This window comes from Pseudomonas citri (assembly GCF_025336485.1).
Taxonomy (GTDB): domain Bacteria; phylum Pseudomonadota; class Gammaproteobacteria; order Pseudomonadales; family Pseudomonadaceae; genus Aquipseudomonas; species Aquipseudomonas citri.
This window is the reverse complement of record NZ_JAODAB010000013.1, coordinates 113,380-135,423: the sequence shown is the minus strand read 5'-3', so window position 1 is coordinate 135,423 and position 22,044 is coordinate 113,380. Positions and strand designations below refer to the sequence as shown.

15 protein-coding genes and 2 pseudogenes are annotated in these 22,044 nt (G+C 56.2%); 7 read left to right on the top strand and 10 right to left on the bottom strand.

Going from position 1 to position 22,044, the window contains the following annotated elements:
- The first annotated feature begins 250 nt into the window (after positions 1-250).
- Together N4Q37_RS16180 and N4Q37_RS16175 are read left to right on the top strand one after the other, a co-directional pair.
- A complete protein-coding gene (locus tag N4Q37_RS16180; RefSeq protein ID WP_260959267.1) occupies positions 251-1,672 on the top strand; it encodes an amino acid permease in 1,422 nt (473 codons plus the stop codon).
- A gap of 314 nt (positions 1,673-1,986) precedes the next feature.
- The gene (locus tag N4Q37_RS16175; protein WP_260959265.1) at positions 1,987-3,498 is read left to right on the top strand and encodes a glucosyltransferase domain-containing protein; all 1,512 of its coding nucleotides are present in this window, start codon (positions 1,987-1,989) and stop codon (positions 3,496-3,498) included.
- Positions 3,499-3,724: 226 nt separating this feature from the next.
- Here the strand turns inward: N4Q37_RS16175 and N4Q37_RS16170 are convergent, their stop codons facing one another.
- Both N4Q37_RS16170 and N4Q37_RS16165 read right to left on the bottom strand, forming a co-directional pair.
- Positions 3,725-5,497 carry an ATP-binding protein gene (locus tag N4Q37_RS16170; RefSeq protein ID WP_260959263.1) on the bottom strand — a complete coding sequence of 591 codons (1,773 nt, stop codon included), beginning with the start codon at positions 5,495-5,497 and terminating at the stop codon, positions 3,725-3,727.
- A gap of 142 nt (positions 5,498-5,639) precedes the next feature.
- Positions 5,640-6,770, bottom strand: a complete 1,131-nt coding sequence (locus N4Q37_RS16165; RefSeq protein WP_260959261.1) for a DUF3800 domain-containing protein — start codon at positions 6,768-6,770, stop codon at positions 5,640-5,642.
- Positions 6,771-6,944: 174 nt separating this feature from the next.
- Here N4Q37_RS16165 and N4Q37_RS16160 point away from each other — a divergent pair, with 174 nt between their 5' ends.
- A complete protein-coding gene (locus tag N4Q37_RS16160) occupies positions 6,945-8,000 on the top strand; it encodes a hypothetical protein (RefSeq protein WP_260959259.1) in 1,056 nt (351 codons plus the stop codon).
- Positions 8,001-8,217: 217 nt separating this feature from the next.
- Here the strand turns inward: N4Q37_RS16160 and N4Q37_RS16155 are convergent, their stop codons facing one another.
- The 8 genes and pseudogenes from N4Q37_RS16155 to N4Q37_RS16125 form a co-directional block, all read right to left on the bottom strand.
- Positions 8,218-9,483: a hypothetical protein gene (locus N4Q37_RS16155; protein WP_260959258.1), complete on the bottom strand. Its 1,266-nt coding sequence runs from the start codon at positions 9,481-9,483 to the stop codon at positions 8,218-8,220.
- Positions 9,484-9,919: 436 nt separating this feature from the next.
- Positions 9,920-10,150 (bottom strand): annotated as a pseudogene (locus N4Q37_RS16150) (FMN-binding glutamate synthase family protein); the annotation flags it as partial.
- Between the two features lie 213 nt (positions 10,151-10,363).
- The gene (locus tag N4Q37_RS28115; protein ID WP_449301164.1) at positions 10,364-10,798 is read right to left on the bottom strand and encodes a sensor histidine kinase; all 435 of its coding nucleotides are present in this window, start codon (positions 10,796-10,798) and stop codon (positions 10,364-10,366) included.
- 291 nt (positions 10,799-11,089) lie between these two features.
- A pseudogene (locus N4Q37_RS28110) lies at positions 11,090-11,176 on the bottom strand (hypothetical protein); the annotation flags it as partial.
- A gap of 590 nt (positions 11,177-11,766) precedes the next feature.
- Positions 11,767-13,569: a DAHL domain-containing protein gene (locus N4Q37_RS16140; RefSeq protein WP_260959254.1), complete on the bottom strand. Its 1,803-nt coding sequence runs from the start codon at positions 13,567-13,569 to the stop codon at positions 11,767-11,769.
- The gene (locus N4Q37_RS16135; protein ID WP_260959252.1) at positions 13,566-14,525 is read right to left on the bottom strand and encodes a cytochrome-c peroxidase; all 960 of its coding nucleotides are present in this window, start codon (positions 14,523-14,525) and stop codon (positions 13,566-13,568) included. Before N4Q37_RS16135 ends, N4Q37_RS16140 begins: the two co-directional genes overlap by 4 nt.
- Before the next feature lie 45 nt (positions 14,526-14,570).
- Positions 14,571-16,445 (bottom strand): EAL domain-containing protein, encoded by a 1,875-nt coding sequence (locus tag N4Q37_RS16130; RefSeq protein WP_260959250.1) that lies wholly within the window; start codon positions 16,443-16,445, stop codon positions 14,571-14,573.
- Positions 16,442-18,733: a GGDEF/EAL domain-containing response regulator gene (locus N4Q37_RS16125; RefSeq protein WP_260959248.1), complete on the bottom strand. Its 2,292-nt coding sequence runs from the start codon at positions 18,731-18,733 to the stop codon at positions 16,442-16,444. The genes N4Q37_RS16130 and N4Q37_RS16125 overlap by 4 nt, the downstream gene beginning before the upstream one ends.
- A 228-nt stretch (positions 18,734-18,961) precedes the next feature.
- Here N4Q37_RS16125 and N4Q37_RS16120 point away from each other — a divergent pair, with 228 nt between their 5' ends.
- The 4 genes from N4Q37_RS16120 (at position 18,962) to N4Q37_RS16105 (ending at position 22,015) form a co-directional block, all read left to right on the top strand.
- On the top strand, positions 18,962-20,326 hold the full coding sequence (locus tag N4Q37_RS16120; RefSeq protein WP_260959246.1) for an HD domain-containing phosphohydrolase: 1,365 nt from the start codon (positions 18,962-18,964) through the stop codon (positions 20,324-20,326).
- Positions 20,327-20,448: 122 nt separating this feature from the next.
- Entirely contained in the window at positions 20,449-20,865 is a 417-nt protein-coding gene (locus N4Q37_RS16115; protein ID WP_260959244.1) for an NUDIX hydrolase, read from the top strand.
- Positions 20,866-20,882: 17 nt separating this feature from the next.
- The gene (locus N4Q37_RS16110; RefSeq protein ID WP_260959242.1) at positions 20,883-21,521 is read left to right on the top strand and encodes a LysE family translocator; all 639 of its coding nucleotides are present in this window, start codon (positions 20,883-20,885) and stop codon (positions 21,519-21,521) included.
- Positions 21,518-22,015: a GNAT family N-acetyltransferase gene (locus N4Q37_RS16105; RefSeq protein ID WP_260959240.1), complete on the top strand. Its 498-nt coding sequence runs from the start codon at positions 21,518-21,520 to the stop codon at positions 22,013-22,015. The genes N4Q37_RS16110 and N4Q37_RS16105 overlap by 4 nt, the downstream gene beginning before the upstream one ends.
- The last annotated feature ends 29 nt before the right edge of the window (positions 22,016-22,044 follow it).

Below are 22,044 nucleotides of genomic sequence, written 5' to 3'. Positions count from 1 at the left end.
CTGTGATCCTGGACAAAGCCTCCCACAGAACCCGTTCGTGCTGAGGCTTACGCCTGAATTTCCCTGGTTTTACAGTGAATCCCTCTACCCCTGGCTTTTTATACTGCACGGCCCACCGATCCTGGGGCGGGTGTCCCAAAGGACGGTCTGTCCATGAAGCAGACCCGGTTTCGGCAAGGCGACAGGCTTATCGGCCTGCGGTCTTGGACACTCGGTGGTCAATCCAATAACAAGACGAGGTTGTATCCCTATGGCTGTCGGCAATCATCTGCCCCATGGCGAGACCGCGCAGGGTGGTCCGCTCAAACGTGAACTCGGCGAGCGACATATCCGCCTGATGGCGCTTGGCGCCTGTATCGGTGTCGGGCTGTTCCTCGGTTCGGCCAAGGCCATCGAGATGGCCGGCCCGGCGATCATGCTGTCCTACATCATTGGCGGCCTGGCGATTCTGGTGATCATGCGCGCCCTGGGCGAGATGGCCGTGCACAATCCCGTGGCCGGTTCGTTCAGCCGTTATGCCCAGGACTACCTCGGCCCCTTGGCCGGTTTCCTCACCGGTTGGAACTACTGGTTCCTGTGGCTGGTGACCTGCGTGGCGGAGATCACGGCGGTGGCGGTGTACATGGGCATCTGGTTTCCCGATGTACCGCGCTGGATCTGGGCTCTGGCGGCATTGCTGAGCATGGGCTCGATCAACCTGATTGCGGTCAAGGCCTTCGGCGAGTTCGAGTTCTGGTTCGCCCTGATCAAGATCGTGACCATCATTGCGATGGTCATCGGCGGCGTCGGCATCATCGCCTTCGGGTTCGGCAACGGGGGCGTGGCCCTGGGTATTTCCAATCTCTGGAGCCACGACGGCTTCATGCCCAACGGCGTGCAGGGTGTGCTGATGTCCCTGCAAATGGTGATGTTCGCCTACCTGGGCGTGGAGATGATCGGCCTGACCGCCGGTGAAGCGAAAAACCCGCAAAAAACCATCCCCGACGCCATCGGCTCGGTGTTCTGGCGGATCCTGCTGTTCTACGTCGGCGCGTTGTTCGTGATCCTGTCGATCTACCCCTGGAACGAGATCGGCACCCAGGGCAGCCCGTTCGTGATGACTTTCGAACGCCTGGGTATCAAGACCGCTGCCGGCATCATCAACTTCGTGGTGATCACGGCCGCGCTGTCGTCCTGCAACGGCGGTATCTTCAGCACCGGGCGGATGCTCTATAGCCTGGCGCAGAACGGCCAGGCCCCGGCCAGTTTCGCCAAGACCTCGGCCAGCGGTGTACCGCGCCGCGCGTTGCTGCTGTCCATTGGCGCGCTGCTGCTGGGCGTGCTGCTCAACTACCTGGTGCCGGAAAAAGTGTTCGTCTGGGTGACGTCCATCGCCACCTTCGGCGCGATCTGGACCTGGGTGATGATCCTGCTGGCCCAGCTCAAATTCCGTAAAGGCTTGAGCTCGTCGGAACGCGCGGCCCTGAAATTCCGCCTGTGGCTGTACCCGGTCAGCTCATACCTGGCGCTGGCGTTCCTGGTGCTGGTGGTGGGCCTGATGGCGTACTTCCCGGATACGCGGGTGGCGCTGTACGTGGGGCCGGCGTTCCTGGTGTTGCTGACGGTGTTGTTCTACGTCTTCAAATTGCAACCGACCGGGTATGTGCAGGGGGCGGTGCGTTCGGCTTCGTAAGTTGCCGGTGATGTAAAAGAAAACCCTGGTCAGCCGATCGGGGTTTTTTTTCGCCAATGACGGTTCTGTGGGGCCCTACCTGTCAACTCCTACAGTAGACCGCACAATGACAGCGCCCTAGGCTCTGTCTGAAAAGCCTTGATACTCGTTCATGCTGCGTTGAAAACAGCTTTGCCTGACCTTCGTCTCAAGACTTTTCCAGCAGAGCCTGGATTAAGTGGGCTGAAGCGCCTGCACGGTCGGGGGCAACCAAAGAATATGTCGTCGAGAGGGTGTTTGTTAATTCAGTTTATATAGCGCTGAGGTGACGGCTGATGTGGAGTGAAAAAATATTGGGGAAGCGAGAAGTGCTGGTGTTTTTTATTTGCACTTCGCTCGTTTATATTTTTCCATTTGTTCACGCCGATTATGCCTACGTGGATGATAATTGGCGGTCGTTGCTGTTGGCGGATGAGAGTTGGAGAACCCATGGCAGGTTGTTACTTGAAGGGCTTACTAAGTTTCTGGCTTTTAATAATGCAACTATCAATATATTTCCTCTTCCCTTGTTGATTGCCACCCTTGCAGTGGCCCTGGCGATGTGCCGGTTGACGTGGTGGTATTTTCCTCAGCCAGGACTGGCCGCATGCCTGGTGGTCCTTCCTATGCTTTGTAATCCTTTTTTCCTGGGTAATATTACTTACCAGTATGATGGGCCGGGAATGATGCTAGCTCTGGCGGCTGCGATTTCTGCGGTGACGCTCGATATCAGGAACATCTATTTTCGCGGGCTGTCATCCGCCATGCTGGTGGTCGTCATATTGAGCTTGTATCAATTGACAATTACCGTGTTTGTAGGGTTGATTTTTGTTGAGTGTGTCTGGGGTGTAAGAAATAAAAAGGCGCCGCTTGATGTCTTGTGGATATTTTTCCAGCGAGTTCTGCAACTTGCTGTTGGTGGGGTTGTGTATTATCTAACGATATTTCAGATGGCGATAAGTCGGCGCATGGATTCGACATTTTCTGATCCGCAATGGCTTGATGGTATGAGTAGGAAGTTTGTTTTCTCTATTGATAAGGTACTGGAGCTGGTTACTGCAGGTAATTTGTATTTTTCTGTTGTCTTATTGTTGGTGGCCGGGGTTGGGTATGTTTGGTTGATGATAAGTGTCTTGCAGTTGAATGGCCGCCGACGGGAAAAGGCATTGGTTTTTCTAGTCTGTCTGTGTGTGATTCCCGTGCTGATAGTCGGCATTCCAGGTGCTATGTTGCTGGCAGCAGAGCCGCATCTCGAAGCCAGAAATTACTTGGGTTTTTCAGTGGTCCTGTTTCTTTTGTTTTTACTGAATTATGAATTTTTAGGACGAGTTTGGCATGGGTTACGACTGCTTCTGATCATTCCAGTCCTGTGCATGTTTTCCTTTTGTTATGCCTATGGACAGGTCATTGTCGCGAAGAAAGAATTTGAAATGGCTCTGGCCACATTTGTCGCTTATGACATTGTCACAACGCCAGAGTTGAGAGAAGCCAATATTTTTTATCTAATAACGCGAAGAGGTGAAGGGAACTGGTTGCCCAGTGGGCAAGGAACGATGAGTTATATGCCAGTGTTGCGATATATTTTGAGTGATTCAAATAAACTGTTGTACCCGCACTTTCTGACACGGTTGGGTATCAATACTGTCGTAGATGGCGAAAGGCAGGTTTTTGAGGCTGCGCTGTCTGCCAGCAAAACATCGCAACCTTTGCTGGATAGAAAGTTTTATTCCATTTATGTCACAGAAGCGGGCAATTACATCCTCATGAAAAATATAGTCGATTATGAGGGATACATAGAGCAACCTTGAAGCCCCAGCTATCTTGATGTTCGATTGGCATCCAGCTCTTGGGGGGCGCGGACACCATTGCCCTTAATGCTGGAGTTCGGTAGGTGACTTGGCCGAACGGTTACCAAAGTCAGGCGGACACCCGATGGAGCGACAGCTGTTGCCGGGAAACGGCAACAGCGCAGTTCCGTGGATGCTGAATTCTAAGCTAAAAATTATGAAACTATCCCAAGCCCACTATAAACGGCTACACGACACCTGGAAAACTCGGAGCACGTTGAAGCTGCCATTCAATTTGTCGACGTGCTGTAGAGATAATGTCTGTAAACAATAGGCAGCTGACACCAGGCTCAAGTTCTCGGGTCGGGAATCCATCAATCCGACCTCCTATTACTAGAACTTTTATCGGTTTAGCGGTATACCCTGAAAGCTCATTCCTATACCTAGTTGCTTGCTGGTAGTCTAGATAGCTCAGAGGGTGGGAAGGACGCTTAAACTCGATAAGCAAGAACTCCCCAAGCAGGCTTTCATTCAGCAATAAGTCCGGACGGGTCGTGCCTTGTGCTCCAGAGTACCTCTGATCCAGTAGCTCTTCGATCTGCCGTTTCAAAGTGATATTGGAGCTGAAGATGGTGAACGCAGCGCCCAATATCCAAAGGTTCACTTCTATAGCTTTGTGTACCGTCGACTCAAGGCAGGCTTCATTTCGGACTAGGCATTCCAGGTCGTCCAAGAACTGCAATCTGGCTTTGGCTTGATCGACTAGAACGGCCATGTCGGCAAGACCAAAATTCTCCAGTGCATTAGCAAGGTTCACGATATCACCGCGATTTGCTTCAGCGAGATGCTCAACGATAGAGCGGTATTCGGTACGCTCTACGGCCTCAAGAACGACAAACGCCAGAGCCTGTACCTTGTGGGCAGGTTCGTCGTAATACTTCTTCAAAACTTTTTTGATTGCTCGATCCGCGAACTCGCGCTTGTGCTGCGGCAGTTTTTCCAATCGGCCGGAGACTGCTTTTTGCAAGCGAGCATGCGCCATCCGCATTTCCATACCGTGCGTGGCGCGGAAAGCCTCAACCAAATTCCCTTGTACGAAGGCGACGATCTGTAAGTAGGCCTCACTGTTTTCGATTACCGAGTCCCAACCAGCTGTCACATAATCGATCAGTCCGTCAGCCTCGACCTCGCCATACAGCTTCCTCAACAGGCGAGAAGGAATCTCATCACTGCTTTCCAGCCCAAAAAAGCCAGGCTTGCCGACCGCCTTTCCTTCCACCATCAAATTAATGCCGGGGCGTCTCAGACCACTTTTCTTTTTGCTGATCGCAAAACGAAGAATCACATCTCCTGCATTGGGGAACGTACCCCGCACCTCTGTAAATTCGCCCTCAAGATCATCAATGCCCAGCAGTTTGCCATTGATGATGATCTTGAAGTCCTTTTGCCGACCGTACTCCATGATCAGCTCTTGGCGCAGACGGTCAGCACTTGGGTAACGAAGTCCCTGGCGAAGATGCGTCAGTGTCACGCAGGTTCCGTGGTCTTCGGAGCTGCACTCGCTCACCTCCAACGGCAGCGTCAAGTGCTCGATATCAGACGCCGACTCAAGATCCTGAATGCCGAGTGTGAACGAAATCTGCTGGCCACGAGCCTTTGTTGTGAGGCACATCACCGAAGCGGACATGAGCCCGGCGAATTTTCCGATCCCTTTCTTACCTTTGATCGGACGCCGCTTTTTTGATGTGCGTCCATCATTCCGCATCCGTCGATCAGACGCGATTTTCAAATAGTGAGACTCAAGCTCCTGACGCGTCATCCCGTTGCCATTGTCGCTCACAACAATAGGGCCATCAGTCAATGGCTCAGGCAGTTCTATTACCACCTCTTCAGCATCTGCATCCCATGCGTTATCAACCAGCTCTTTAAGAGCTTTTTCTGTCGTTGAGTAGTCTTGGCTGAGCAACGTTGCCAGTCGGGAGTCAACCTGAAAATTTGCTTGCTGCATCTCGTATTCCATCACGGAAGGTCGTTGGCCCCCAGTCACATCCAGGACATGCATGAAAGGCTATTTTAGCTCATTCTACACGGATGGCCTAATGATGGCTCGATGCGTATGGGAAGTTCGGGCCGTATCGAAATCAATCCTTCAACGTTCAACCTTAGACGTTGAACCGCGCCGCTGAATCGAGTCCGTCAATATCGCCTTCTTCAATTTTTAGATCTAGCATCTGGATAACGAGGTCAGCCATGTCGTCTTTAAAATTACGTTCTCCGTCATGGTTAAGAATTCGACCTATCGCTCCAGCGATCACATCTGACAATTGGATCAGAGCACTATTTTTTGATGAGGCCGTCTGTAATGAGGTCAGTCGTAGCTTATCCTCATACCGTTTTTTGAAGGTTTCCCCTACACGGTCTCTTAGGTCAGAGATAACAAAGGAATCCAGCGATTGCTCTTCATCCACAGTTACTTCCATCTCTCTGGGTAGATCTATCCTTCCGCTTTCCAGCTCATGAGCAGCACCACGTGCAAGCATCAGCTCATGCAGCTTGAGAATTGTTTCTTCAATCGGACGATTGGTTTTCGCCCGCTCGACTGCTATGTATTTAAATCCTAGATACTCACGATTTTCTACAATCACTCCAAGGTATGATTTCAGGGTTTCGTAATCGCTTTTACCAAATTTTGTAAAATGAACTTCTCTATTTTTCCAGACAGATTTATCTTTCCATTCGCTTATGGCTTTGCTGGTGGCGAATACCGCTCTGCCATTGAGAACCCAAACAGATGCGACAATTACGAATTTGTGCGTTTTTCCTGTTTCATCTGAGAATATATGCACCTTCTTGACGGGGGGGGAGTCATCAATGACTGCACCTTCCATTTTCTCTTCATTTCTTCTGCGGCTTTTTTTGATTTCACTGTCTGCTAAAAATAGCTCGTACTCGTTTTGTATTTTAGCGCGGGCACGAACTATGTAATGAAGCCGTTCCAGCTTGAATAGATCTTTCGGTTGAATCCCACTTTCTTTGTATAGGTCTGGTTGGAATATTTCCCAGTATTTCAATGAAAGCGAAATGTCGCTATTTCGAGTGTGAGGATAAAGGTTTAGTACGTATGCAACTCTAGGCTTCAAGGAAGAAAAGTCAGCGGCAGCTACCGAAGATAGAAGCTCTTTTTTCTCCTTCTCAATTTTTTCGTCCTTGGTTAAAACCTTTTTCTCCGATTTTTTCTCGCCGTCATCAGGTGGCAGCGGAACAGCATCTTCAATGGGGTAAACCGTGCTCATTACACATTCCTTGTTTTCAAGCTGTACGGGGTTTCGTTGAGTGCTTACAGGCGCAGCATTCCTTTATGGTAGCCCATGGCTTGCATTACGTAAGGTGAGCTTTTCAGGTAGCCCGTAGCTAACGGCTACCGGTAGGATGGTCCGATATAGAGCGTTGCAGGGTAAGGAAGAGGCATGAAGATTTGGGCGTGTGCGAAGGGTGCTAACGGCTTCATCAACCGGGAGGATGGTCGGTACAAGCTGTTCTTCATTTGGCAAGTCCTCAAGATGCGCCGCCTGAACCCTGACGAATTTAGCGCGCTTACCTTCTTCAGTACCCATTCCCGCGTAGAGAAGCGCCGTGAGATGGTCGCCGTCAAGAATGGATATTTTCGCTACAAGAGCGTCGATGTTCAGGCTACTCGATCTGGTGATAGCGACGGAGAATCCCTCCCACACGCCTATCTGATAGCCATCCTCTCACAGCTTCAAACGATCAATTTCAAGATTGGTGATGACGTCGTCCCATTCACGTTCACACGCCTTGTTGCGGAGGAAACCCGGCTGCGATTCGGGAACGGCAATGTCTACGTTCCTGACCTATATGGCGAGTTCACCTCTGATAACCCCTTCTACCAGAAGTGGGGCGGGAAGCTGGCGATTGAGGTCTGCTACTCCAATCCGTGCAGCATGCAAAAGATCGTAGATTTCCGTGACCACGGAATCCCCATTATCGAAATCAAGATTGCCAAAAGCATTAATATTGAGACCTATATTGATAAAAATGACATTGAGGGAAGTATCGAGCGGGGCTATCAAAAAATTAACGATATCGCTTCAAACCAGTTGTTTTGCAGAGTCCTCTCTAACCCAGTGAGTATTGAGTTTCATCAGGATTATGTTAGGCAAACTGAAAAGGACCGATTGGAGCTGGCAGAGAAAACCAGACAGGACATGCTGGCAATTGCCAGGAAGTACCGAGAGGCGGAATCTCTTGCTGCTGATGTTTCCAAGCGGCGAGACAGTATTGCTGAAGCGAAAGATTTGCTGGCAAAGGACATGGCGGCTTTGGTGGTTTCAAATGATGGTCTGACGCAAACCGTGGAACAACTGAACGTCGAGCTGGGGAAATACAAGACGGCATATACGAGCAGGGTCAATGAGATCAAAAGCTTGAAGGGCGAATTGGAGAATGCCAAGGCGGGGTTTTGGACGAAGGTCTGGCGGGCTATCAGCTCTGAGAAGGCGTAATCGAAAGCACCTACAAGGGGCTTTTTTGGTTTTACAGATTATGTTTTTACCTTTCGCTTGGGTTTCCCTGATGAGGAATATGTGGTCGAGTCTTTTATACTACCGCCGTTACCAAGCACACCTGGCCAACCCCCCTAATCATGAGCAAAAGTGGGAAGTCTGCATGCGAGGGCGCATAGCCTAATGCACCCGCGAAATTTCCTGTCTTCTCGCGGAATTAGATTTCCTTTTTAAGAATCAATACACAATAAAAAAGTGTTGCTTTCATTATGTGATTGATGCCATGAACCTCCCTGAATAGTAGGAGTGACTTTCTCATAAAATCCATGAAGGAGATTTCGTAGTACTTGTCTCTGCTCATACCTTCTTTTCCAGGATAATAGGTTATTAGCTGTGTAGATTCCTTGTATTCATACTTGTAGTGGGCAATGCCGTTTCTTAGTTTGTTGTCAATAGCGTTCATGTCAATTCGATAGAAGCATTCATCTATAAAGGCCAGCTTGTTTCCAAGATCAACGTTTGCGAAAGAATTTAGGTTCTTAAGCTCAAGTCTTACCTTCTGAGCTTTCGTCAGTTTCAGAGACGGTTCAAAAAGATTACTGTCTCCTCGCTTAATTAGGTTGTTCAGTCCTGCCAGAAAGTTAAGTTGTCGCGAGAAAACCTCTGTCAAGTCTTTGTAATAGTTGCTGCAAACATCGAAATCCGCTGTAGATATACGAGCGGGAATTTTACCAAGTTCTTCAGTGTTCGCATAATCGTAGAAGAATGCTGAGCGAAACGGCAAATCCATTGCAATCAATTTTGGGTACAAAGATAAGCAGTCGTTATGTAAGTTTTTGAGAAAACCGTTGCCTAATATCTCGTCAATAAATGCAATGGTCTTTTCGTTGTGGTGCTGGTGCAGCCACATCATTAGGTCGGATGCTTTCGAGCTTATTTCAGAATTGTGCTCATGGATTGTAAATGGAGAAGACATCACGGATGTAGCTGTATACAGCGCAGCTAACACGTCCTCTTTTTTACGCGACGTTAGACTGACTCCGGGTATCTTTGAGCATGTCTTTTGGAAGTTATCTATGTCCCCGCGCTTGTACTGGGTAATCACACTTCTCAAGTCGTTCTGCATCGGGTAAAGAATGTTCAGCGTGTTTAGGCGTTGATTCAAGTGCTGATATGAATCGTGGCCAATTTCTCGTGTGACTCGGAGAAAAGTTGTCATGCCCATTACGTATTTTCCGAAGTGCGCTGGAAAGTCCAAGTGCAAGTCAACGAACGGGTTGGTTCCATTGAAAGGGCCTTCAAAATCTACCACGTCTGTGGCCCCAAACAATTCACCATCGGACTGGCCAAAAACAAATGAAATGCGCTCTTCACATTGTGGGCAAGCGAATTGGAATGGCTGAATGTCTCTGTTTGACATGCCAATTCTGCAATCGATTTTTGTGCCGCATGTGTCGCATTGAAAACATTTGCAGATATTCATGACTATCCTTATTCATTTGGTATCAGCACTTAGGCTCAAACACGGAAAAACAATGTGCGATTTGGTGGCGGTGGGGCCTTGGCTACGCGTGAGATTACCTCATTCTGGCCGATTTCTGCCTAGTACACGCTGTTAGCCAAATGGCCGTTACATCCAACTGCTCACGCAGGTGTTTGAGTTGTGGGCAATAACATTTTTCACAGCAGAGCGGGCTCGGGAGTCAGTGGCATTCCTGGGGCACTGCGTAATGGGTGTCTGGGGAGGTTGATCTCAAAGCTGGCCGAGGGGTTTTTCCGTGTGCCCTGTGCGTTTGAGCGTACTAGCTTGCCGCGCAGCTTAGTACCAATCGTTAGTATGTGTACTAAGCGTTTTATGCAGCGCCGTGGCCGTCAGTCTGGGGTGTTGCTGTTGTTAGTATGGTTAGTGATATGGAGAGCAATTCCGGACGGATGCCTTCGACCAGATAGCGGATATTGCCCAGGATCGGGTAATTGCGCCGTACGGCATGGCGGCTTTGCAACAGGTCGAACAGCCCCAGCAGACTCAAGAGCCCGGTCACCAGCGTGATCAGCCAGAGCCAGTCATGCTCCAGGAACGGTAGGCTGGCGAGCGTGAACAGCACACAGCCGGCAAAGAAGGCGTAACGGCTCAGCAGAGACAGGCTCATGCGGTTTCCTTGGGAAGGGGGCGGTGGGGCATTCTGCGCTGGTGGCGAAACGCTGGGCAACCCCGTGGCGAGGGGATTTATCCCCGCTGGGCTGCCGAGCAGCCCTAAGATCTGCCACCCGGGTGTGTCAGGCAAATTGAACCCGCGGCAATGGGGCTGCTGCGCAGCCCAGCGGGGATGAATCCCCTCGCCACAGATGATCCCCTTCCGGGCTCACCCCGCCAATTTCATCTGCCGAATTGGCAACTCAACACGGAACGTCGTCCCTACGCCCACTTCGCTGCGCACGGTGATTTCGCCGTTATGCTTTTTCACGATCCCATAGGACAACGAAAGCCCAAGCCCGGTCCCTTGGCCGATGGGCTTGGTGGTGAAGAACGGGTCGAAGATCTTTTGCAGCGTTTCCGGTGGGATGCCCGAGCCGTTGTCGGCGACTTCGATCCACACGGTTTCGTCGCCGATACCGTTGCGCAGGGTGATGGTGCCGCGCTCGGGGCCGATGGCCTGGGCGGCGTTGACGATCAGGTTCATGATCACCTGGTTGATTTGCGACGGCAGGCATTCCACTTCCGGCAGCGGCGTGTACTCCTTGACCACGTCGGCCTTGTACTTGATTTCATTGGCGACGATGTTCAGCGTCGAATCCATGCCCTGTTGCAGATTGGCCATCTGCCATTCCTGATTGGAGTCCACGCGGGAGAAATCCTTCAGGTCCTTGACGATCTGTCCGACCCGGGCGATGCCGTCCTTGGACTCCTTGATCAGCAGCGGAATGTCCTCGACCAGGAAATCCAGCTCCACCTGTTCGCGCAGTTTTCTCAAGCGCACCACCAATTCGGCCGAGGCAATGGCCTCTTCGGCGCTGTCATAGGCCTGGAGCATTTCCTGGAGCTTGCCGAAATAACCGTCCAGCGCCCCCAGGTTGGAAGAGATGAAGCCGATCGGGTTGTTGATCTCATGGGCCACCCCCGCCGCCAGTTGACCCAGCGAGGCGAGTTTTTCCGATTGCACCAGTTGGGTTTCGAGCATCTTGCGTTCGTCGATCTCCATCTGCAGCAGTTCGCTGGCTTGCTTGAACGCCTGGGTCCGTTGTTCCACCAGGTCTTCGAGCTTGTTCATTTTCAACTGCGCGCGGGAGGTCATTTCCCACTTGGTGGTCAGGGTGTTGGCCATCTGCTGGACTTCGATGTTGTCGAAGGGCTTCTTCAGGATCAGCAGGCGGTCGTGGCCATTCAGGCGGTCGAGCAATTCATCCCACGAATAATCCGAGTACGCCGTACAGACCACCACCTGCAATTGGGGGTCGCGCTTCCACAGCTCCTCGATGGTCTTGGCACCATCCCAGCCTTCGGGCATGCGCATGTCGACGAAGGCCAGGGCGTAGGGCTGCTCCTTGGCCGTGGCGTCCAGCAACTTGCTCAGGCCCTCCTGGCCGCCATAGGCCGAGTCGAGTTCGAACACGGTGGTGACAGGTTTCGGCGCGTCGCCGAACAGCGCGTTTTCCATGTCTTGCAGATCGGCGTTGCCCTCGTCCTGCGGGGTGAGGATCTTGCGGAAATCGTCATGAATGGCGGGCGTATCGTCGATCAACAGGATGCGGCGGTTACTCAGGTTATTCATGGTTCACCCTCTGCAAGTTTCAGGGGCACTTGCAATTGGAACGTCGCCCCTTTGCCTGGCCCTTCGCTGTGGGCGGTGAGTTGGCCGTTCATTTCAATGGCCGCCAGTGCGCAGCTGTGCAGGCCAAACCCGTGACCGTCCTTACGGGTGGTAAAACCGTGGGCGAAGATGCGCGTCATGTTTTCCTGCGGGATGCCTTCGCCTTCGTCCTTGACGCTGATTTGCAGGGTCTCGCCATCTACGACCGCGGCCTTGAGGGTCATGTTCCGCGCATCGTTGGAAACCCCCGCCATGGCGTACTTGGCGTTGCTGATCAGGTTGATCAGGATCAGCAGCAAGCGGTGCTTGTCCCCCATGATCCGCGGTACGTCGCCGTATTCCTTGATCACCGTGACGTGATGGCGGGTCAGCGCCCCGGAATTCATGCGCAGGGCGTCTTCGAGCAGTTCGCTGACCACCAGCGGTTCCAGCAGACTGTTGGCGCCGGCATAGGACTGCTGGGTGGAGACGATGTCCTTGATGTGGTCGACGCTTTTGCTCAGTTGCGCCAGCTCATCGATCAGGCTTTGCTGCTCGGTGCCAATGGCTTCCACCAACTGGTTGAGATAGCCCGGTAGCAGCTTGCCTTTTTCGTCCTCGCTGAGGAAATGCCCGAGGTCATGGGGGTGTTCGTTGATCAGTTGCATCGCCTTGCCCAGCCCCAGGGCCTTGCTGCTGCGCAGCTTGCGGCTGACCAGATCGGCGGAGATGTTCACGCTGTTGAGCACGTTACCGACGTTATGCAGCACGTTGGTGGCGATTTCCGCCATGCCCGCCTGGCGGGCCGTGTCCATCAGCTCGCTCTGGGTATCCTTGAGCTGGCGGGTGCGTTCTTCGACCCGTTGTTCCAGTTCATCGTTGGCGGTCTTCAGGGCGCTGTTGACCCGTTTGATTTCGGCGAAACTGCGCAGCAGCCGGATCGCCAGCCAGATCAGGATCAGCACCAGGAAGGTGGCGAACACCAGCAGGAGCACGTGGTTGCGCTGGTACTTGGCGGCGGCTTTTTGCTGGTCCTGCTCGAGCAGCTTGGAAATGGCGTCCAGTTGGTCGGACAGGGGCACCGTCTCGATGCCCACCAACAACTCATTGACCCGGGGTTGTTCGCGCAGCACCAGGGCAATGTGTTTGCTCAAGATGCCGATGGAACCCTGTAAGCCCTGGGGCAGGCGTTCCTTGTTGACGTCGAGCCGATTCAACCCCAGCAGCACTTCGGCGGCGATGTCTGGTGTGGTGAGTTGGGCGTATTCCATGCTGCTGAGCAGCAGGTCGTAGGTGTCGATGGCAACGTTTTGCAGTGCCAGTTTGTCCGCGTCGGAGAGTTGGGCGAACTGGCCTTGGATGTCGTCCTCGGCCGTGGGCAGGAACGCCAGGGAATTGCGCAGTATCGAGTTATGGGACTTGAACTGTTCCACCAGGCGGGTTTTTTCCTTGACCGCCTTGAGGTATTGCTCGCGCTGGCTATCCCAGAGGGTGGGCGCGTGGCGGCCTGGCTCCGACTCAATGGTGTCCAGGCGCTGCCAGAGACGCGCCATCTCGTGCAGGGGCGAGACCAGCGGGTCGTAATTGTGGCTCAGGGCGACGCGCGCCTTGAGGACTTCGTTGTCCCAGATGGCGTCCTGCTGTTTGAGCTGGCGCACCAGGTCTCGCGATTCGATGTACGAGGCGGCTTGTTGCGCGCTGGAATTGATGTACATGAACAGCAGCACCGAAGCGAGCAATACGCCGATGAACAGCAGGCCGAGGCGGCGCAGGAGAGTCATAGCGGCTTGCCCTCCGATTCGCCGGTCAGGGTCTTGAGGAATTCGACGATCAGTTCCGTGTCCTGGCCGGTGGGTTCACGCCCCAACTGGTACTTGAACATCACCTCCACTGCCTTCTCCAGGGTCGGCGCGGAGCCGGCGTGAAAATACGGCGCGGTGACGGCGACGTTGCGCAGGCTGGGCACCTTGAACACCTGGCGGTCCGCTTCGTCGCCGGTGACGTTGAAGCGTCCTTCGTCGGCCTGGGTAGGGTTGCCCCGGTCCGCGATGTAGTCGCCCATCACGCCGAACTTCTGGAACATGTTGCCGCCGATGTTCACGCCCTGGTGGCAAGCGATGCAGCCGTACTCCTTGAAACGCTGGTAACCGAATTTTTCCCTGGGCGTCAGGATGTCGGTATTGCCCAGCAGGTATTGGTCGAAGCGCGAGTTGGGGGTTTGCAGGGTCCGTTCATAGTCGGCCAGCGCGCCCTGGATGTTGGCCGGGGTCACGCCATCGGGGTACGCCTGCTTGAAATCCTTGGCGTAGCCGGGGTCATCGGCGATGCGCTTGACCACCGCCTCCCAGGTGTTGCCCATTTCAGTGGGGCTGATCACCACCGCGTGCACCTGCTCTTCCAGGGTGTCGACGCGCCCGTCCCAGAACTGGTGGAAGTTCAGGCCGGCGTTGAACACCGTGGGGGTATTGACTGCCAGCGGCTTGCCGTCGAAGCCAAGGGAAAACTGTTTATCGTCCGCTCCCCCCTTGTCCAGTCGATGGCAACTGGCGCAGGACAAGGTGTTGTTGACCGACAGCCGCGGGTCATTGAACAACCGCAACCCCAGCTGGACCCGTTTGGGGTCCAGGGCCGGAAGGGGGGGCAAGGGTTTGAGCGGTTCGTCCAGTGGCGCGGCGTGAGCGGCCAGGCTCGTTCCCAGGAGCAGGCCGAGCGCCAGAATCAGTCCATGTGATGCCATGGGGTGCATTCCTTGAAAAACGTTTGGTTGATGACGCTCAGGTGCTCACGCAAACGGGTACTGGCGTTGTTCCCACTCGGTTACCCATTGGACGAAAGCCTGCGCTTCCACCGCCTTGCTGAAGTAATACCCCTGGGCCTCTTCACACTGGTGCAGCTTGAGGAACTCCAGTTGTTCAGGGGTTTCCACGCCTTCGGCGATGATGTGCAGGTTCAGGCTCTTGCCCAGGCTGATGATGGTGCTCACCAGCTTGGCGTCGTTGCTGTCGATGCTCAGGTCACCGACGAACGACTGGTCGATCTTCAGCACATCCACGGGAAATTTCTGCAGGTAGCTCAGGCTCGAATAGCCGGTGCCGAAGTCATCGATGGCCAGCCGTATCCCCAGTTGCTTGATGGCCTTGAGAACGGCGACGGTGGTGTCGATGTTCTGCATGAGCACGCTTTCGGTGATCTCCAGTTCCAATAATGTCGGATCGAATCCGCTTTCCTTGAGGGTGCGGGCAATACCTTCGACGAAACCGCGCTGGCGAAAATCGATGGCCGAGATGTTCACCGACAGGTATAACGGCCGCATTCCCTCGGCTTGCCAGCGGCAGGCCTGTTGGCAGGCCTCTTGGAGCACCCATTGGCTCAAGGGCACGATCAGCCCGCTGTCTTCGGCCACGGGGATGAAATCGGAGGGGTAGACCAGGCCGTAATCCGGCCGGTTCCAGCGCACCAGGGCCTCGACGCCGACCACCCGGCCGCTCGTCAGGTCCAGCTTGGGCTGGTAGTGCAGCACGAACTCCTTGCGTTGCAGGGCCAGGCGCAGGCCGGATTCGATGGTCTGCTGCTGGCGGGCCCGGCGGTTCATGTCCTCGGTGAAGAAACGGTAGTCGTTGGGCCCGGTGTCCTTGACGTTGCGCATCGCCGTCTCGGCTTTCTTGATCAGCGCCACGGCATCGAAACCGTCGGTGGGGTACACACTGATGCCCAGGCTCGCCGTGATGGTCAGGTCGTGGCCCTCGATGGGCTGGGGCGTGCTGATGGCCGCCAGCAGTTTTTCCGCCACGCCCTTGGTCTGCTGCGGGTCGCTGACGTCCCCCATCAGCACCACGAACTCATCGGAGCCGTAGCGAAACACCGAGTCGGACTCGCGCACCACGCCGGCCAAGGCCCGCGCCACGCGCTTGAGCATTTCGTCGCCCACCGGATGGCCCAGCCCGTTATTGATACGCTTGAACCGGTCCAGGCCGATGAACATCACCGCCAGTTGCCGGTCATGCCGACGGCACTGGGCCATGGCCTGGGTCAGGCGATCGCCGAGCAACATGCTGTTGGGCAGCTCGGTGAGCACATCGTATTGCAGCAGATGAGAGACCTTGAGCAATTCCTGGACGCGTTCTTCGATGGTGCGCTCCAGGCTGCGCATTTTTCTCGCCGCATCCTGGGCCAGTTGCCATTTCCAGGTCATGGCGCTGGCCATCTGGCGGATTTCCAGGGTGTCGAAGGGTTTCTTGAGGATCAGCAACTGATCGTCGAACTCGATCCGTTCGGACATGGTTTCCCAGGTGTAATCGGAAAACGCCGTGCACAACGCGATTTGCAGCCGCGGGTCGACCTTCCATAACTGCTCGATGGTTTGCAGGCCGTCCCAGCCCGGGGGCATGCGCATGTCGGCGAACACCAGGGCGTAGGGCTGGCCCTCGGCCTGGGCGCGCTTGACCAGCTCCAGCGCCTCTTCACCTTGGTAGGCCGAGTCGATCTGGAATTGCAACCGGTTGACCTGCGGGGTGCCGAACAGCAGGCTTTCGGTGTCGTCCAGCGAATCGTCGCTGCCGGCGCTGGGGCTGAGGATCTTGCGAAAGTCCTGGTGGATAGCGGGCGTGTCGTCCACCACCAGGATGCGCCGGTTGGCAGGTACCGACATGGGGTTCATGGGTTGCTCTCCGATAGCTCGCCCGCAGGCCTGGTCCAGTGGTTGGCCACGGGAACGATGGTGCCGGCCTTGAGCAGCTCGGCGGCCTGGCCACTGTCGACCACGGTGCTGAAGTAATGCCCCTGGGCCAGCATCGGTCCGCCGCTGGACATCAGCGTGGTGCGCTGTTCCTGGGTCTCGACGCCCTCGGCAATGATGCCGATGCCCACGTCCCGGGCGAAATTGATGATGGCCCGCAAGGTCGTGGCGTTCTCGGGGTCGGCGTTGGCGCTGTCGAGGAACCGTTGCGCGAGCTTGAGGTGATTGACCCGATAGGTCTTGAGGTAATCGAACGAGGAGTACTCGGTGCCGAAATCGTCGATGGCGATCTGCACGCCCAGTTCACAGAGGCGCGGCAGCACGTCGTTGTGGGTCCATTTGGTCTGCGCCAGGGTGGCTTCGGTCACGTCGAAGCGCAGGTCCCAGGGCGCCAGTTCCCAGCGGGCGGTGGTGCGCAGCACATCGTAGATCAGTTCCGGGCCGGTCTTGAGCTGGGTCAGGGACAGGTCGATGGCAATCACCGGCGGCGCCATGCCCTGGTCGCGCCACTGGCGCATCTGCTGGCAGGCCTGGTCCAACACCCAATGGCCGAGACCGATGATGATGCCGGTCTTTTCTGCCGTCGGCATGAAGACCGACGGTTCCAGCCAACCGCGCTGCGGGTGCTTCCAGCGGACCTGCACGCCCATGCCGAGGATCTTGCCGGTACCCAGGTCGACTTCCGGCAGGTAATGCAATTGCAGCTCGTTGTTCTCGATGGCCTGGCGCAGGTCATTGGCCAGGGCGACCCGGTCGGTGACCTCCTGGTTGATCTCCTCGTTATGGAAGTGGTACTGGTTGCGGCCTTTTTCCTTGGAGCGGTACAGGGCCATGTCCGATTGCGCCATCAGGCTGTCCGCGCTCAGGCTCTGCGGGGTGTACAAGGCGATGCCGATGCTGACCGAGATGCGTACGTCGTTGCCGTCCAGGGAGTAGGGCGCCACCAGGACGTCGCGGATCTTGGCCGCCAGCGCGGCACAGTGGGTCGCTTCATGGACGTCCAGTTGCAGGATGGCGAACTCGTCGCCGCCCAGGCGCGCCACCACGTCGTTTTCCCGGGTGCAGGACTTGATGCGGCTGGCGACTTCCTGCAACAGCAGGTCGCCGATGGGATGGCCCAGGGTGTCGTTGATCCGCTTGAAGTGGTCCAGGTCCAAGTAGAACATCGCGAACGGCGTAGCCCCCCGGCGAGCGGCGGCGAAGGCCTGGTGCAGGCGTTCGATCACCGTGGCCCGGTTGGCCAGGCCGGTCAGGGCATCGGTACGGGCCAGCAGGGCGATTCTCTCTTCGGCCAGCTTGCGCTCGGTGATGTCCAGGATGATGCCTTCCACTTCCAGCAACAGGCCCTGTTCGTTGCGCACCGGAATGTAGCGGTTTTCCACCCAGCGGAACGTGTCGTCGCCGGTGCGCATGCGGAACTCGATGGAGGCGCCCGCCGTGTCGCGGTCCAGCACGCGGATCATGGCCTCCTGGACCTTGTCCTGGTCGTCGGGGTGGATCAGGGTCTGCGCCCAGTCCGGCGAGCTGATCAGTTGCGCCGCGACATGGCCGAACTTGGTGATGTTGTGGGAGATGTACATCAAGGCGAACGGTGGCTCGCCTCGCAGACGATAGAGGATGGTCGGGCTGTTCTGCACGATGATGTTGGCGTCGGCCAGCTCGCGGGTGCGCTCCTCCACGGCCCGTTCGAGCTGGTCCATCTTCAGCGCCGCGTCCTCGGTCATCTGCCATTTGACCGTCAGGGCGCTCGCCATCTGGCGGATCTCGATGGCATCGAAGGGTTTTTTCAGGATGAGCAGGCGATCGCCCAGATCGAGGCGCTCGGAAATGTCTTCCCAGGAATAATCCGAATAGGCGGTGCACAAGGCCACTTGCAGCTTGGGGTCGACGCGCCACAGCCGCTCGATGGTTTCCAGGCCATCCCAGCCCGGCGGCATGCGCATGTCGATGAACGCCATGGCGTAGGGTTGCCCCTGGGCCAGCGCCGTTTCGACCTTGTTCAGCGCTTCCATGCCCTGGAAGGCCGAATCGAGCGCGAAGCTCTGGGTGGCGACCGCCACCGGCGCGCCGAACAGGGCCTCTTCGGCGCTGCTCAGGCTGTCTTCCGAGACGGTCTGGGGGCTGAGGATCTTGCGAAAATCGTCATGAATCGTCTGGGTGTCGTCGACGATCAGGATCCGCCGATTGGTTTTTTCCATCGGCAGGCTCATGGCCGTGCACCGTCGGGATGCTGACTATAGAACCCTGGAAACATCTGATATCCCTTTCGCTGGCATGAGTATTCTGGCCTGTACTTGGCCCTTCATGGGGTACAGCATAGTCGTCTCATCGGGATACGCTCGGCCGATGATGGCAAATCGTATCTAAATTTCCCCAATCTACTAGCCTGTCATTTGGGGGTAGGGTAGAACGGTTGTCGTGAACAGGAGGGGGTTGTAATGGAAGATCTATCGCCGGACGTTCCGGTCAAGAAGCCGACGGTACTGTTGGTCGATGATGAAGAGCCGATTCTCAATAGCCTGCGTCGATTATTGCGCAGCCAGCCGTATGAACTCCTCGTCGCCGACAGCGGCGCCAAGGCCCTGGAAATCCTCAAGGAGCGGCCGGTCGACCTGGTGATGACCGATGCGCGCATGCCCAACATGGACGGCGCGACGCTGTTGGCACAGGTTCGCAAGCTATACCCTTCGACGCTGCGCATTCTGCTGACCGGTTACGCCGACGTCGACATGATGACCAAGGCCATCAACGAAGGGGGGCTTTATCGTTATCTCAGCAAGCCCTGGAACGATGATGAGCTGGTGCAGGCCTTGCGCCAGGCCCTGGCCCACCAGCATTCCGAAAGCGAGCGCCAGCGCCTCGAAGCGTTGACCCGCGAGCAGAACCAGCAACTCAAGACCCTCAACACCACCCTGGAAAAACGCGTGGCGTCGCGTACCTCCGAGTTGCAGCAGACCGCCGACATGCTCGACCTGGCCTATGAAGAGCTCAAGCGCAGCTACGTGACCGGTACCGAAGTGTTTTCGCTGATCGCCAACCTGCGTCTGCCCAAGGCCAAGCAGACCAACCGGCAGATCATCGAGTTGATCAGGGTCTACAGCCGCCTGCATTTCCTGGATGAGTCCACCGACCGCGACCTGACCATGGCCGCGGCGTTGTACAACATCGGCAAGTTGAGCTGGACCGACAACATGATGATCACGCCCGCCGACATGCTGCACCACAACGAGTTGGAGTTGTACCGGGCCTATCCGAAGCAGAGCGAGTCGCTGCTGATGACCCTGGACCCGATGAAGGACGCGGCGCGCATCATTCTCCATCACCAGGAGCGTTGGGATGGCAGCGGTTTTCCCGACCACCTCAAGGGCGAGGCCATTCCGTTCGGTTCGCGGCTGTTGAAACTGGCGGTGGATTTCATCGAGTTGCAGCGCGGGTTGATCCTGGAGCGGCAGATGAACAGCGATGAAGCGCTGGTCTACATCCGCAAGTACGCCGGCAAGCTCTACGACCCGGACATGATCGAGGACTTCATCAAGGCCTGTGCCGAATACCTGGAAGACGTGACGTTGTCCGACCCGACGGTCAAGGTCATGACCACCCGCGAACTGGCACCCGGCATGGTTTTGGCGCGCAACCTCAACGCCGACAACGGCATGTTGCTGCTCAACGCCGGCAAAGTGATGAGCGGGCCGCTGATCGACAAGCTCATCGCCTTCGAAGCGATGGAAGGGGCGCGGTACAGCGTGTTCGTCAAGATTCCCGAAGAGGAAGATCCGTCGGTGCCCAAGCCGATGTTGGGGTGACTAGGATCCCCTGTGGGAGCGAGCCGCCTCGCTCCCACAGGGGATGTGCTGATTTGAAGGTGGCTCCCCCTCGCCCCACGCTGTAATCTCCCCGGCACTTTCTCCTCCAAGGCCAGGATCCCATGACCACTTCCCTCATCCGCATCGCCGCTGCCCTGTTGATCGGCGCAGACGGCCGGACGCTATTGGTGCGCAAGCGCGGCACCCGAGCCTTCATGCAGCCGGGTGGCAAGATCGAGCCCCATGAACAACCGGTGCAGGCGCTGGCCCGAGAGCTGGAGGAAGAACTCGGGCTGGTCATTGATTCTACGCAGGCCCGCCACCTGGGCCTGTTCAGCGCTCCGGCGGCCAACGAGCCGGGGTTTACCGTGCAGGCCGAGGTGTTCCTGCTGAACATCGATACCGCGGTTTCTCCTGCCGCCGAAATTGAAGAAATCCGCTGGATCGACCCGGCCGCCGACGGCGATCTGTTCCTGGCACCGTTGACAGGCGAAGTGATCCTGCCGTTTTATCGGGCCAGACATTTGACCACCTGCTGATTCAAGGACTGATACTCATGATTCCATTGCCGGACCTGTTGATTTTCGCCGCTGCCGCGCTGCTGATGGTGCTGACGCCCGGCCCGAACATGATCTACCTGATTTCCCGTTCGATCTGCCAGGGCCGCAAGGCCGGGGTCACTTCGTTGCTGGGGGTAGTGGCAGGCTTCTTCGTGCACGTGTTTGCCGCCGCCGCAGGGCTGACCGCGGTGTTCCTGGCGGTGCCCATGGCGTACGAGGCGTTGAAATGGGCCGGTGCGCTGTATTTGCTGTGGATGGCCTGGCAGGCGGTGAAGCCGGGGGCGCGCTCGCCCTTCGAGGCCCAGCCATTGCCGGCGGACTCGACGCGCAAGCTGATCACCATGGGGTTTCTGACCAGCGCGCTGAATCCGAAGATCGCGGTGTTCTATCTTTCGGTATTCCCGCAATTCATCAGCCCGGAACACGGTTCGCTGTTCACCCAGAGCATCCTCCTGGGGCTGACCCAGATCACCGTCAGTTTCAGCGTCAACCTGCTGATTGCCCTGTTCGCCGCCGGCATCGCTTCCTGGTTCGTGCACAACCCGACCTGGCTGGCTGCGCAGCGCTATTTCATGGGCTTTGTCCTCGGTGGATTGGCGCTGCGGCTGATGCTTGAGCAACGGCGCTCGGCGTGAACATCCGGCGGTTGCGGGCCGGCGATGCCCCGGCGTATCGCGAGCTGATGCTCAAGGCGTATGCACGGCATCCGCAGGCCTTCACCTCCAGCGTCAACGAGCGGGCGGCGTTGCCCATCAATTGGTGGGAGTCGCGCCTGGGCAGCCGACTCGATGTGCTGCTGGGCGCGTTTGTCGATCAAGCGTTGGTCGGTATTGTCGGCCTAGCCCTGGAACCTCGGGAAAAGGCCCGGCACAAGGCCTTGCTGTTCGGCATGTACGTCGATGAGGCCCACCTCCGCCATGGGCTTGGCTACCAACTGCTGCAAGCGGCCCTCGAGGAGGCCCGCCGCCATCCGTTCCTGCGCCTGGTGCAACTGACCGTCACTGCCGGCAACGAGCCGGCGATCAGGCTTTACCAGCGCTGCGGTTTCGCCCTGTATGGCCTCGAACCGATGGCGATCCGCATGGGTGACGAATACCTCGACAAGATCCATATGTGGCTGGAGCTCTGACTCACAGCCATCCAGGTTTTTTGTGGGAG

Excerpts from the sequence above, each read along its gene's own strand:
- N4Q37_RS16180 (WP_260959267.1), top strand. The coding sequence starts at position 251 with ATGGCTGTCGGCAATCATCTGCCCCATGGCGAGACCGCGCAGGGTGGT.
- N4Q37_RS16175 (WP_260959265.1), top strand. The coding sequence starts at position 1,987 with ATGTGGAGTGAAAAAATATTGGGGAAGCGAGAAGTGCTGGTGTTTTTT.
- N4Q37_RS16170 (WP_260959263.1), bottom strand. The coding sequence starts at position 5,497 with ATGGAATACGAGATGCAGCAAGCAAATTTTCAGGTTGACTCCCGACTG.
- N4Q37_RS16165 (WP_260959261.1), bottom strand. The coding sequence starts at position 6,770 with ATGAGCACGGTTTACCCCATTGAAGATGCTGTTCCGCTGCCACCTGAT.
- N4Q37_RS16160 (WP_260959259.1), top strand. The coding sequence starts at position 6,945 with ATGAAGATTTGGGCGTGTGCGAAGGGTGCTAACGGCTTCATCAACCGG.
- N4Q37_RS16155 (WP_260959258.1), bottom strand. The coding sequence starts at position 9,483 with ATGAATATCTGCAAATGTTTTCAATGCGACACATGCGGCACAAAAATC.
- N4Q37_RS28115 (WP_449301164.1), bottom strand. The coding sequence starts at position 10,798 with ATGGATTCGACGCTGAACATCGTCGCCAATGAAATCAAGTACAAGGCC.
- N4Q37_RS16140 (WP_260959254.1), bottom strand. The coding sequence starts at position 13,569 with ATGACTCTCCTGCGCCGCCTCGGCCTGCTGTTCATCGGCGTATTGCTC.
- N4Q37_RS16135 (WP_260959252.1), bottom strand. The coding sequence starts at position 14,525 with ATGGCATCACATGGACTGATTCTGGCGCTCGGCCTGCTCCTGGGAACG.
- N4Q37_RS16130 (WP_260959250.1), bottom strand. The coding sequence starts at position 16,445 with ATGAACCCCATGTCGGTACCTGCCAACCGGCGCATCCTGGTGGTGGAC.
- N4Q37_RS16125 (WP_260959248.1), bottom strand. The coding sequence starts at position 18,733 with ATGAGCCTGCCGATGGAAAAAACCAATCGGCGGATCCTGATCGTCGAC.
- N4Q37_RS16120 (WP_260959246.1), top strand. The coding sequence starts at position 18,962 with ATGGAAGATCTATCGCCGGACGTTCCGGTCAAGAAGCCGACGGTACTG.
- N4Q37_RS16115 (WP_260959244.1), top strand. The coding sequence starts at position 20,449 with ATGACCACTTCCCTCATCCGCATCGCCGCTGCCCTGTTGATCGGCGCA.
- N4Q37_RS16110 (WP_260959242.1), top strand. The coding sequence starts at position 20,883 with ATGATTCCATTGCCGGACCTGTTGATTTTCGCCGCTGCCGCGCTGCTG.